This is a genomic window from Pseudoalteromonas sp. JC3, from assembly GCF_030291895.1.
Lineage (GTDB): Bacteria > Pseudomonadota > Gammaproteobacteria > Enterobacterales > Alteromonadaceae > Pseudoalteromonas.
The window spans coordinates 566,917-579,259 of record NZ_CP127856.1 but is presented as its reverse complement, the minus strand read 5'-3'; the positions used below and the strand labels follow the sequence as shown (position 1 = coordinate 579,259).

The 12,343-nt window shown below is 44.7% G+C and carries 10 protein-coding genes; 4 read left to right on the top strand and 6 right to left on the bottom strand.

All coding sequences use genetic code 11. The annotated features are described in order from the left end of the window. Positions 1–210: 210 nt before the first annotated feature. Positions 211–2,340, bottom strand: a complete 2,130-nt coding sequence (locus QSH61_RS21220; RefSeq protein ID WP_206473721.1) for a winged helix-turn-helix domain-containing protein — start codon at positions 2,338–2,340, stop codon at positions 211–213. Between the two features lie 315 nt (positions 2,341–2,655). Here QSH61_RS21220 and QSH61_RS21215 point away from each other — a divergent pair, with 315 nt between their 5' ends. From QSH61_RS21215 to QSH61_RS21205, 3 genes are all read left to right on the top strand, one after another. After that, positions 2,656–3,264: a hypothetical protein gene (locus QSH61_RS21215; protein WP_174169136.1), complete on the top strand. Its 609-nt coding sequence runs from the start codon at positions 2,656–2,658 to the stop codon at positions 3,262–3,264. 38 nt (positions 3,265–3,302) lie between these two features. After that, the gene (locus QSH61_RS21210) at positions 3,303–4,058 is read left to right on the top strand and encodes a DUF3307 domain-containing protein (RefSeq protein ID WP_206473722.1); all 756 of its coding nucleotides are present in this window, start codon (positions 3,303–3,305) and stop codon (positions 4,056–4,058) included. Positions 4,059–4,621: 563 nt separating this feature from the next. Next, positions 4,622–6,154: an ATP-binding cassette domain-containing protein gene (locus QSH61_RS21205; protein ID WP_248298763.1), complete on the top strand. Its 1,533-nt coding sequence runs from the start codon at positions 4,622–4,624 to the stop codon at positions 6,152–6,154. 132 nt (positions 6,155–6,286) lie between these two features. Here QSH61_RS21205 and QSH61_RS21200 read toward each other — a convergent pair whose 3' ends face one another. Genes QSH61_RS21200 through QSH61_RS21190 form a run of 3 tightly spaced genes read right to left on the bottom strand, consistent with a single transcriptional unit; the run spans position 6,287 to position 10,202 of the window. Continuing rightward, entirely contained in the window at positions 6,287–7,114 is an 828-nt protein-coding gene (locus QSH61_RS21200; protein WP_010605557.1) for a DUF4198 domain-containing protein, read from the bottom strand. 2 nt (positions 7,115–7,116) lie between these two features. Next, the gene (locus QSH61_RS21195; protein WP_010605556.1) at positions 7,117–8,208 is read right to left on the bottom strand and encodes a PepSY-associated TM helix domain-containing protein; all 1,092 of its coding nucleotides are present in this window, start codon (positions 8,206–8,208) and stop codon (positions 7,117–7,119) included. Further along, positions 8,208–10,202, bottom strand: coding sequence for a ligand-gated channel protein (locus QSH61_RS21190; RefSeq protein WP_206473742.1), 1,995 nt, complete (start codon positions 10,200–10,202; stop codon positions 8,208–8,210). The genes QSH61_RS21195 and QSH61_RS21190 overlap by 1 nt, the downstream gene beginning before the upstream one ends. Before the next feature lie 122 nt (positions 10,203–10,324). Between QSH61_RS21190 and QSH61_RS21185 the strand changes: the two genes are divergently transcribed. After that, complete coding sequence (locus QSH61_RS21185) at positions 10,325–11,260, top strand: LysR family transcriptional regulator (RefSeq protein ID WP_010605554.1); 936 nt, start codon at positions 10,325–10,327, stop codon at positions 11,258–11,260. A gap of 12 nt (positions 11,261–11,272) precedes the next feature. On the opposite strand, the gene QSH61_RS21180 is transcribed toward QSH61_RS21185, so the two are convergent. Both QSH61_RS21180 and QSH61_RS21175 read right to left on the bottom strand, forming a co-directional pair. Next, positions 11,273–11,581, bottom strand: a complete 309-nt coding sequence (locus QSH61_RS21180) for a cupin domain-containing protein (RefSeq protein ID WP_102058156.1) — start codon at positions 11,579–11,581, stop codon at positions 11,273–11,275. Between the two features lie 299 nt (positions 11,582–11,880). Then, entirely contained in the window at positions 11,881–12,264 is a 384-nt protein-coding gene (locus QSH61_RS21175) for a VOC family protein (RefSeq protein ID WP_102058155.1), read from the bottom strand. Positions 12,265–12,343 lie beyond the last annotated feature (79 nt).

The window sequence follows — 12,343 nt, the reverse complement described above, 5'->3', positions numbered from 1 at the left end:
AACCGCAGAAAAGAGCAAGGAAACAAATACTTGATTCCAAAAGTTAGAGACAAAGGGATCAGCTACAAACTGAGATGCAATATGCCAAATACTGAGGTTTAGCAGAAAACCAAGTACAAACCCATAGCCTTTGTATTTTGTGCGAGCAATAGCCCTAGCTCTTGCCTAAAACGCTGATATTGAGCTAATTTGCTCATTTTGATACTCCAGTTATTGATTCGCAACCGTAAGCTCTACCACTTCTTTCTTGGCCGATATTCGATTTATCAAAAGCACATCGTTGTCGTTAATGTCGGTGAGATAGTCGACACTGGTAGGCACTTCGCCGAGTATGGTAAACGACGTTTTGTCTAAATCATAGGACCAAAGTTGATTGTCTTCATTGACGCCATATATCCCATTGCCGCGCATTACAAAAGATTTTCCTCTGCCGCCTTGATTGTTTAGTGCACTGATCCGCTGAGGTTCAACAGCGCCTATTTGCCAAAACTGATCAAGTCTATCCTTATACACAACTTTACCGTGTTCACTTTCAAGTGCCCACAGCACAGGTTGCTGCGTCAATATTTGAAACGATTGTTGAGCAAAATCATAAGCAGCTAACTTCATTTCTCCCTTTACCCTAATCTGTGTTAGTGCACGTTGTGTTGCACTTTTCCATTGATATAAGCGTAAAACAGGGTAGGCGTGCGGGTAAGATGTCAAGCTACCATCTAAAGCAATTTGTGTCAGTACACCACTGGCACTGACCAATATGCTTTGGCCATCCTCAGCCCAGTGGATCCCGCGAATAAAAGTATCTAACGGGAAGTTAGTCAGTTGTCGCGTGTTATTGCCATCGCTTAGCCACACCTGTTCAGTACCTGAGCGTTCCGACCAAAATGCCACTAAGTCTCCATCAGGCTGAAAAACAGCCTGATCTTCACCAAGGTTGGTTCGTGCAAAGCTGGTGTATGTTTGAGCGCCTTGTGCTAACTGTGTCAGTGGTAATTTTACGATATCACCGTCGTAAGGTCCTTTGATCATCAGTATACTTTTGCCATCAGGGCGAAATTCAGGCTGCCTCATTCGATCCGAAAACGGCAATTGAATTTTACTCACAAGCCCGTCATAAGTCAGACTAAATAGCTGACGTCCGGTACTAAAAATCAATTGCTGGTTGAGTGGGTCAAAACTTGGGTAGATATCGTGAAATTTAGTAATTTCCGGCGGCCGCTGGATCTGATGACTAGAGAGCAACTCACCGTCAGGTTTTAGCATATCGATATAATGTAGGCCATCGGCATGAATACTACTGACCGCGATTAAATCATCTTGAGGAGAATAGGCGTAATCAATCAACGTCCCGTCTTCTACGATATAAAGATCGACACCGCTGTCGCCGTCAATGGAGTAATTGATCAGCTTCCAGCGCTCGCCTTGTTTTTGCTTCAATACCACATTGCCATCGTTCAGCCAGATAGGCTTATCAACCACCGAGTTTTTACACTGGAGAATAACTTTTGGCTGCTGAGGGCTTTCCAATGCCTTAGTAAAATCGAGAGTTACAAGGTCGTAGCAGCGCTTTTGTGTAACTGGTTCGCCACTACAAGCGTCGGTGGCCAAAAACAGCAACTGCTCACCATCTTTTGAGAAACTATGCCTGCCGTATGCTCCAAAGCGCTCTGTGAGCAGGATCTCTTGTTGGGTATCCGCCTTTTTTGCCCATATCTTATTATCGCAAAACTTATCTAAATAGCGGTGAAAAACAATGTACTGACCATCTGGGGAATAGCTTGCATCAAATTCTTTGTCGTCAGTTGCGGTCAATGAGCGCAAAGTATCAAAGAACAGTGGTGAAGGTTTTTTGGTGGAAAAATATTGATAGCCAATAGCCCCAAGCAAAATAGTGAAGGCGAGTAAAACAAACACATAAAGGTGTTTATTCCAACTTTGATTGAGGTGCTTATCTTGTTGCATTTCAGGTTCAGGGATTGGCATCACCTCGAGTTGCGGCTCAGCATTCGTCAGCTCGCTCGTTTGCCCTCCCCAACGTACTTCACACTCTAAGCTATACCCTTTTTTAGCATGCGTTTGGATGTAAGCTTGCACCTTACCATCATCCCCAAGCGCCTTTCTCAATTGCGCAATACTACGCTGCAAAGTATTAGGAGAGACCACGGTATCTGGCCATACTGTATCAAGCAAAGTATCAAGACTCATCACTTTGCCTTGATTCTGAGCCAAGCAAGTGAGCACCGCCAGAGCCTTTGGTGCAAGCGTTTGACATTCACCTTGGTGTGAAATCTGGTTACGTGATAAATCGACAAAAAAATCACCAACCCAATATTGTTCTACCATAAATCCCCAGTATGCCTAGCGCACGCGCTAACAATGCCAATTATTATAATTATCAGTATAAGGATAAACAGGGTAAAAATAAACAAAATCAAAAACTTAAGCTTTAGCGACCTGTAAGATTAAGGACAGTTAATAAACGTCTATTTCTCACATATGCGGGAGCTTTGTCTACCTCCATACCTGCGTTCGCTTTGGTAAAATACTACCAAAGCGAACAAACCTTAGCGACTGCTTGCTTTTTATCCAGCTTCATACCAAAATCAATGTAACCAATATCAGTTACTTATTTAAATGTAACCAAATTAAGTTACCTTTATGGCATCAATACCTCAAGGTGCGGTGATCACAGCAGACATTGTCGGCTCACAGTCACTGTCACAATTACAACTTACAAGGCTGCAAAGCGAGTTAAAGGATTACTTAGCTGAAATAGCGACTGTGGAACAGGGCTATTATAGTTTTTACCGCGGCGACGGCTTTCAGCTTGTGTTGCCAGATGCTACGAAACTGTTCAATGTGGCATTACAGCTAAGATTGTTTTTAATTAGCCGACATAGCGATGCCAGACTCAGCCTCGCGATCGGTGACGTTAATATCACAGCAGCAGATTTATCAACCGCGACAGGTGCTGCGCTGGTACTTGCGGGCCGAGGGTTGGACGCAATTGGACAAGCAAGACTCAGGTATAACAATGACAGTAATGCCCACTTTGCACTAAATCTGGCATTTGTGGATTTATTACTTTCGAACTTAACCCAAAAACAAGCAGAGGCCGCTTTTATTCATATTTCACACCCTAAGTTGAGCCATGCCGATATTGCAAAACAACTCAACACCAGTCGGGTGAACGTAACTAAATTACTCAATAGCGCACACTACGCTTTATTAGATCAATTTTTAGCAATTGCACGCTCACACCAATAGTCGAATGCTCAACACTTAAATATCACGAGGTGGACTTAATGAACGAATGGCAAGTATTGTTATTGTGGTTAGTAATAGGCCACACAATCACTGACTTTTACCTCCAACCTATGAGCTGGGTGCATGACAGAAATACCCGTCACTATAAGTCCATCAAGTTGTTGTGGCATAGTGTCGCGCATGGCGGGGCTGCACTTGCAATCATCCTACTTTGGCAGTCGACTTTGTTTTGGGGAGCACAGTGGAATGCGCTGCTCTTTGCGCTAGCGGTAGGTATTAGCCACTATTGTATCGACTTAGCTAAATCCTATTCTAACAAAGGCGTTATTCCTTTTGTGCTAGACCAATGTGCACATATTGCCATATTAGTGGCCGTCACTTGGCACATTGCTGAGCCTGAAATTGCGCTCAGTGCCTTTGCAAAGCTTTTTGCTAATGTCCAGCTGCTAATATTGGTTGTGGGCTATTTAATGGTATTGCATCCTGCATCGATATTCACCAGCATGCTGCTTGAACGTTGGCAACTCAATAATTCAGCTCTTGATAGCCTGCCGCAAGCAGGAAGTTTAATTGGTCAACTTGAACGTGTATTACTACTGAGCTGCATGTTACTGGATAGCTGGGCTGCTATCGGCTTTATTCTCGCCGCTAAATCGGTATTTCGCTTTGGCGATCTAACCCAAAGCCAAGACAGAAAGCTCACCGAATACGTGATGTTGGGCACGCTTGTCAGTGTGTTGCTGGCCCTTGTGGTCGGTGTCTTAATCAAACCATTTATGCCCATTCAATTGTAATTTAATCAATTCCGCGCCTTGACATTTAATCTAGGGCCTGTGTATCTTTCAAGTTTGTTTTTGCAGCAGTTTGATTGGTATTTATACAAGGCAGAGCCTGCGTAGCATAGTTATTCTATGTGAGTCAGGCGATAACACAGTAGAAATGCTAATCAAGCGCTGCCCTTTGGGTTCACCTGAGTGCGCTTTGTTCATTGTTGCTCAACTTTTGCCTAGATTACTAGGCGGCAAGTCGAGCGTCGCGACCAAAACACACTCAGGAGAACAAAAGTCAAACAGCAAAGATCAACAGGCCCTTGTGCCTGCAAAATAAGCGTGGGCACGATTTATCGCTAATTATTTGCCTCTATTCGTTTTATTTCCTCATTAGGAGTTGCCATCACAATGAATAACTAAGCCCTTTGTAACTGACGAACTTATTATTAATTTCCAGTGCAAGGCTTATGGTTATCTTTGAGGCTTCTCAGACCAATCTATAGACTCTCATTTTCTATTTTACTTTTTACCGCTTTTACGAGTCTTTGTGCCTTTAGCCTTTTGCACTGCTGCAACTAGGAGCATTAATGATGCCTTGGATACAGGTAAAGCAAGCAAACTTGACGCTTGCAAATGGTCAATGTTTATTTAGCGATTTCGACTTAACAATAGAGCGGCAATTTATTGCGATAACGGGCCCAAATGGGGCGGGCAAATCACACTTACTCAAAGTCTTATCCGGTGAACAGCCTCTAACCTCGGGCGAGCGACAAAGCCATGGAAAATGCTTCTATCTCCCACAAGATGCGACTAACCGCTTTACCACCGTTTCTGAACTACTCGGGCTTAAAGAGAAGCTAGTAGCACTGCATCGAGCCCATCAGGGGTTAGCCTCTGAGCACGATTTTGACTTAATCTCAGATGATTGGCAGTTAGAATCAAGTTGGCAAGCAACACTTGCACCGCTAGAACTCACTTTGGAAACCCCCTTTACAAGGCTTAGTCCAGGAGAGCGAATGCGTGTTTATATTGAGATACTACAATCTCAGCCTGCAATCCTATTACTGGATGAGCCGAGTAACCACATGGACAGCGTCAATAAGCACTGGCTAGCTGAGCAGCTAAAGCACCACAAACATGGTGTGGTTGCCGTCACACACGATCCTATTTTATTGGATGCAGCCGACCATATACTGCACATAAAACAGGGGGAGCTAACTCATCACTCGCTTGGATTTGACGCCTTCAGAGAGACACTCCTTCAAACTCAAGCTCGACAAAAACAACAACATTTGGCAAATCGCGCAGCACAAAAAGCACTTAAACAAGCCATGATTGCAGCGGATCTGCAACATCAACGGCAGGCCAGTAAAGGAAAAGCACAAGTGCGCGCTGGTAGCCAAAGTAAACTGGTTACTGACTTTAAGTCAGACAGAGGAAGTAAGCGTCATGCCGGACAAACCCATAAAATTCAGCAAGCTCAAGATAGGGTTAAGAAAAATGCAGTTTACTATCGAGAAGACAAACAGCAGTTTCATTTTAATTCAGCTCTGCGAGCGAAAGAAAAGATCCGCTTATGTGAAGCCGAACTGTGCTTTGGACCGGAAAAGACACTGAACCTTTTTGCGGATACAACACAAAAGCTCAGGGTAATTGGAGAAAATGGCATCGGAAAATCGACCTTGCTTAAAACCCTTGCAGGTAAGCTAGAGTTAAAGCGCGGAGAAATCCAGCGCCCAACAACATGTATTTACTTAGATCAGCATTGCGCTTGGCTTGAACAGGACCATAGCGTTTTAGATATTGCCGAGCGCTCACTTGACACGCCACATCATAATATCATCACCAGCTTTGCAAGCGTTGGTCTGAGTCTAGATAAGATTTCAGGACCTATCACGAGTCTCAGTGGTGGCGAGAGAATGAAAGCGGCCATCGTGCTGGCCGTGCAACTGCAAGGCTTTTTATTGCTTGACGAGCCGGATAATCACCTCGACCTCGAAGCACAAGAAGAGCTTGCTGCCATGCTTAATCAGCTTCCTTGTGGATTTATACTGGTCTCTCACAATGAGTATTTTTGCAGTCAGCTTACCAACATAAAAGTTCTACCGCTGCGTGATTAATAGTCATAGAAGGAAGAAAAGGGGGAGGAAGGAACGCCTCCCCCTTTGGGCACTTAGTGGCGTCTCTGTTATGACCACTAAATTAAATGGGCTGAGACGACTGCACGTCTCAAACCACATGGGGACGATGGATTAAAGCGGTAATACCTCGAGGGTCGTGACATAGCTGCCGGCACGTTTTGTGGCGGGTGCTTGTGCTTTGTCGTCTTCATATTCCACTTCAAACCAATACATGCCTGGCTCAGATAGTGTTAGCGTCACTTCACCTTTGGCATTCGTTGTATATTTGCTTGGTTGACTGTTATCACGGTACTTTTCATCCTGACGTACCACTATCACTTCTGCACCCTTGGCAGGTTCACCATCCATCGTATACTGCAAGGTAATTGGTTCACCGGTGTACAAATCATTAGGGTGAGTAACCGGGTTTAGTTCTAGCCCTTTGCCGGTTGGCTTAAGCGCGGTATTATTTGGTGCGCCCAAAGTTACAAATACTTCTAATCGTCTTGCAACGTCGGTCACACTTAAATCTTTTGCCGTTTTTGGTACTTCTTTGTTAAAGGCTTCTACTGAACCAACTTTGCCGCGTCCTGGCCAGTAATGCTTTTCACCGTTTTCATCAGTCCAGCGCGCCACCAGCGAGCGACTTTGATTAAACACTTTGTAAGTGCCTTGCTGATTGAGCTCAATGTCAAACACACTGCGATACTTAAGTTTTGCGGCGTTCTTAAGCTCAACCTTGCTACCAGAAGGAGACAGTGCAGATAGGCGCTCTAGTGGATAAGCATAATGATCTGGGTTAAAGATCCCGTTGGCGATGGCAGCATCAAACGTGATCCATTCGCTGTCACCAGATACCACGGTGGTACTTGGCTTTATCCATACTCGGTGTGCTTCACTTAACGGGCTATATGCGGCTAAGGCAACTAAGACACCAGAAACTAACGTTGAAATTTTCACGATTAAGGCTCCATTGTTAAAATTGTTGTAGCGAGTTCCGATTTACCTTCTGCAATCACAGTGACAGGCGCAGTGATAGGTAAGGTCACTGGCAGTTTCAATACTTCACGACCTCCAAGCTCACGAGCAGCCTCTACAAACAGCGTGTACTCACCCGCAGGTAAAGCTTTAAACTCATCGCGCCAAGGGGTTAAATCAATCTTTGCCGTACCTGGACGCCTTGTCGCACCAGTCACGCCATCTACAGGCATGGATAGGCTACGACCGCTTCTACGCCACCAAAGGCGTAAGTCTTTTAACCACTTTTCACCCTCTTTATCGGCCATGTTAACGTCATACCAAACGGCAATATCGGCAACTCGCTGTTGCTTGCTGTCTGCCAGCCATACTGCTACATAAGGTGGGTGATATTCCGCAACGTTTAAGCGCGGGATAGTGATTTCAACTTCATCAGCTTTAGCGTGCGCGGGTACCATCAGCACTAAAACAGGTAATACAAAGCCTGCTGCTACGAGCGGCCAAGTCGACTTTCTTCCTCGAGAATGCTTGTATAAAAGCCATAACCCTGTGAGTGAAAACACTACACAAGCTACTGAAAACACATCAATAAACATACGCCATGCAAATCCTGTATTACGTCCTTTGTGAAGATCGTTAAGGTATGATACCCAACCACGATCCGTGATCTCTTGATAAAACTCACCGCTATCAAGGGCGATGCTAAACCAGCCATCGCCACCAGCTCTTGGCAGCGCAACATACAATTCGTACTCACTCCACTGCACTTGCTGTAGTGCAGGTAACGCCGAGCCTGTGTGTGACTGATACCAAGATTGAAAGCTGTGCGGCAGCGCTGTTTGCTCTGCCGCCGCGTTAAGCTGGGTCAACAAAGCGCTTGGCAGCACCGCTTCTTTAGCATATGTAGTAGGTGCAGCTTCTATCTGGCTTGCGTGATTTAAGGTGATCCCAGTCACGGCAAACAGCAGCATTCCCACCAAACACACGGCAGAGCTCATCCAATGCCAAGTGCGCCAATCAAACAGCTTTTTAAGTCGCCGATTCGACGACTTAGCCGCTGAGCGAGCTCGTGTCATTAAAAGCTCCACGCCAATGAAGCCCAATAGCGACGACCATCTTCAAAGTAGCCGTATTCTGCTTCAGTAATTTCTTCATCGAAGAGGTTGTAAATCCCAAATCCAAGCTTAATTGCTTCGTTCAGTTGATAATTTGCACCTAAATCAGTTAGGTTATACGAAGGTGCGACTAAGCTACTTTGCGAAGGCCCTGTTACAGGCTGGCTTTCTTCACCACGATAATGGAAACGTAACCACGTGCTCAGCTCATCCGAATACTGATAATTAAGCGAAGTTTGGAACAAATGTTTAGGTAACTGGTTTAATGGGCTACCAGCATACACTCCGGTTTTTTGCTCCGAATCTGTGTAGGTATAGTTTGCGCTAAGCTTTAGTTTTTCCGTCAATTGACCCGAGAAGCTAATTTCACCACCTTGGGTTACGGCTTCATCAACGTTGACATAGGTTGTCGGTAACGAGCCAAACTCGTTAGGGCCGTCCGTGCATTGAGTTAGTGGGCACGAAACCCGTGAAATTTTATCATCAAACTCGTTATAGAATACCGTTGCTGAGGTGCTGATCCCTTTAGCAAGCTCAACGTATACACCTACCTCGTAATTAATTGAGGTTTCAGGGCTTAAGTCTGGATTTCCATAAATATTGCCACCACGACTCACTTGGCCCCACGCCGCAGTACTTTGACGCAAGTTCGGCGCTCTAAATCCGGTTGAGATCCCACCTTTAACCGTCACCGCCTCTGATGCAGTATAAACACCGTATAAGCGCGGGCTAACGTGGCCGCCAAAGTTACCGTCTTTGTCGTAGCGTAGGCCCATAGTCAGGGCAAATGGCTCAACGATGCGCCACTCATCCTCAGCAAATACCGACCACTGATCGTTGTCGACTTGCTGCAAATCACTAATGCGGTTACTGGTTTTGTCGGTCAAATCTTCATTAAGATAGGCAACACCGATTGAGCTAGTATGAGACTCGCCAAGCGGTAACGTCCAAAGAGACTGGAAGTCTACGTTTTTGACCGTCATCTCGCGGGATTTATTATCAAACTCTTCATGTTTTAGGTAACTACGAGAGCTACCAAATGACCAATAACCGTTATGCGTCAAAGAGATTGACTCACTATCGTATTCGGTTGTAGTGGACTCAGGACAACCACGGCGGCCACACGGCTCACCTGGCGCAAGCGGTGCTACTGTTTTACCTAGCGTCGTATCAAGCGTTTGTGAAGCAATACCATAATCCAATAACCATTCGTGTTCATCTGATGGTGTATAGGCCAGTTTTACCTTCAGCGTATCTGCATCGCGACCTCTAAAGCCAGACACGATTTCGTCTTCATCTCTGTGCGTAGTTTGGCCGTAAATTTGTACCCCTAAGGTATCTTTGATTAGCGAGCCTGCTGCAAAGAAATTAGCCTGATAAATATCACCTGAGCGACTGTTTTCTTGGCTGGTTGCATCAACTCTGACTTCTCCGTGCCACTCGTCAGGCGTTTTTTTAGTGATAATGTTAATTACGCCGCCAATTGCATCAGAGCCATACAGCGAAGACATAGGCCCGCGTACAACTTCGATACGTTCGATGGCAGCAACAGGAGGCGTCCATGCACCTTCAACACCTGGACCGTCACTATTTGGCCGAGTCTCACGCGAACTTTGTCTTTGCCCGTCGACTAAGATAAGCGTGTACTGACTGCCCATGCCGCGAAGGCTAATATCTTCCCTGTCTCCGCCTCCAGTTACTACAACTCCGGGAACATCTGTCATGGCATCGGTAAGGTCTCGATAAAAGCGCTGCTGTAGCTCCTCTTGGTTGATAACGCTAACAGACGCCGGCGCATTTTTTAGCAGTTGCTCAAATCCAGAAGCGGATACGACGATCACTTCCATCTCTTCTTTTATTTCTGATTTTGCATCACTTTGTGCAAGTGAGGAAAAAGGCAGGGCAGCTGCAACAGCTAAAGAGAGTGGCGCCAAACTACGACAGGCCATCAACATCGAGAAACCTCCATGATAGAATACAAGATAAATAACAATTATTTTCATTTGTAATGTTATGATGATTGCGTATTTTGGAGCAATGCGATTTTTCTTAAAGGTATTTTAAGCAGGGCTTAACAATGAATCAAAAATTGACTCGCGGACTTAAAGTGTTCGCCAAAACAGTAGAAGCAGGCAGTATGAGCAAAGCCGCTGACTTATTGCACATGACCACCTCAGCCGTTAGCCAGCAGATCAGTAAATTAGAGCAAGACATAGGCCTAAGTTTATTTAATCGTAATACTCGCAGCCTAACACTCACTGAAGCTGGTACTATCTATTACAAGTCCGCGATACAAATACTGCAAACCGCAGAACAGGCAGAGCATGAACTTGAGTTATTACAACATACGCCATCTGGCATATTGAAGATTTCTGCCCCCATCGGGTTTGGAGGAGGGCTACTCAGTAAGCCACTGCGCTATTTGAGTGAACAGTTTCCACAAATAAAAGTCGATTTGATCCTGACTGACGAGCCCATTGACATCATTACTGAAGGTGTCGACTTGGCTATCTGTATAGGCCCTTTACAGGACTCAAACCTCATTGCTCGTCATCTTGCTGACTGGCAACTTATCCCCTGCGTTAGTTGCCACCATCCATTGGCACAACTCAATATATCGCACCCAGAAAGCTTAGCGCCTCACGCTTTGATTGGTCATTCGAGTAGCAAACAAAACCCCTATCATTTGAGCCATCAACAAACTCATCAGCAAGTGGCGCTGCCAACAGCACGTTTTATGGTGAATAATATGCAGGCTTGCATTCAGCTCACGCTAGATGGCATCGGCTATGGTGTTTTACCTGAACCAGAAATTAGGCACCACCTTTCATCAGGTAGACTTAAAAGATTGTGTACTGAGTGGTCATTAAGAGAATATAGTGTTTATGCCGTGACGCCACACCGCAATACTGTTGCAGCAAAAACAACCGCTGCAATTGAAAGCCTAAAAGAGTGGTTTACCCAAGTTTCCAACGACAGCCAAGTCTTTGTTGGCGACTTTAGTTTTATTTAACCTAAGTTTTGATTAGTAAAAAATAGCAAGCCAAATAGTTGGCTCTAAAGTGTCTGTGTAGCTTACTTTGTGCTTTTGGTGTGCGGGAATGTTAAGGCTATCACCCGCTTTTAAGGTTATCGTTTTACCGTCACCAAAGATTAGTTCAGCGCAGCCCTGCAACACCAGCACCCACTCGTTTTCATCTTGGTCATAATATCCAGAGCTAGGAGAGGTATGGCCGTTTGATACTATCCGTTCAATACGAATATTTGAATGAGAAAGTACCGTCTCAAAAACTTCTTCAGTTAAATCAGCAGGAATATCTTTTAGAAAGTTCATAAGCTTGAAACTAGGGCCTAGCAATTAGTCAAGGATAGAGAAATAATTTGCCGCAACAAGCACATCCATTTATCTAGTAGCGGCAAATTGGGAGAATGGTACAACTTGATCGATAGAAATGTTCAATACATCGCTCTCAATCTTTCAAAACAATCCATCAGGCGATTAATTAAAAATCCCCCAACTTTAGCGACTCCACTCGGACCTCTTGCCTAGCTGTACAGTCGCCATTAAAGTTACATAATTTAACAATATTTGTAAAATATAATTTAACATTAAATGAATAAGTTTGGAGTTTTCTAAAATCCCTTGAGTTCCACACGCCAAGGAGGGTCTAATCGATTTTCACCAGCCCAGTACAATTTTATCTTATTTCCTGCAGGATCAAACAGTATCGCTTCTCGCCACAGGTAGCGCTGTTCAGTCGGGAGCTGCTCAAATAAAATACCTCGAGTCTCTAGCTCTGAGACCCACTCATCTAACTGTTCATGTTCAAAGTAAATAACTGCACCATTGCTGATAGGGGGCACTTCTAGCGACAAGGAGAAGGTTGCATTACCTTCAGGACATTCAAATCGAGCATAATGCGGCGTATCAACAATTTGAGTAAAGCCGAGCGTTCGATAGAATTGACAAGCTGCAGTCATATCATCGACAGGCAGCGTAACTTGATTGAGGTTCATGATTGTTTTTCTTACTACAGTGCACTTTTTAAACATTTTGCCTTAAACGTAAAAAAATACCAGCCTAGATTAGGCTGGT

Coding starts and splice junctions, on each gene's coding strand:
- QSH61_RS21195 (WP_010605556.1), bottom strand. CDS start 8,208: ATGACACGAGCTCGCTCAGCGGCTAAGTCGTCGAATCGGCGACTTAAA.
- QSH61_RS21175 (WP_102058155.1), bottom strand. CDS start 12,264: ATGAACCTCAATCAAGTTACGCTGCCTGTCGATGATATGACTGCAGCT.
- QSH61_RS21210 (WP_206473722.1), top strand. CDS start 3,303: ATGAACGAATGGCAAGTATTGTTATTGTGGTTAGTAATAGGCCACACA.
- QSH61_RS21215 (WP_174169136.1), top strand. CDS start 2,656: ATGGCATCAATACCTCAAGGTGCGGTGATCACAGCAGACATTGTCGGC.
- QSH61_RS21220 (WP_206473721.1), bottom strand. CDS start 2,340: ATGGTAGAACAATATTGGGTTGGTGATTTTTTTGTCGATTTATCACGT.
- QSH61_RS21185 (WP_010605554.1), top strand. CDS start 10,325: ATGAATCAAAAATTGACTCGCGGACTTAAAGTGTTCGCCAAAACAGTA.
- QSH61_RS21205 (WP_248298763.1), top strand. CDS start 4,622: ATGATGCCTTGGATACAGGTAAAGCAAGCAAACTTGACGCTTGCAAAT.
- QSH61_RS21180 (WP_102058156.1), bottom strand. CDS start 11,581: ATGAACTTTCTAAAAGATATTCCTGCTGATTTAACTGAAGAAGTTTTT.
- QSH61_RS21190 (WP_206473742.1), bottom strand. CDS start 10,202: ATGTTGATGGCCTGTCGTAGTTTGGCGCCACTCTCTTTAGCTGTTGCA.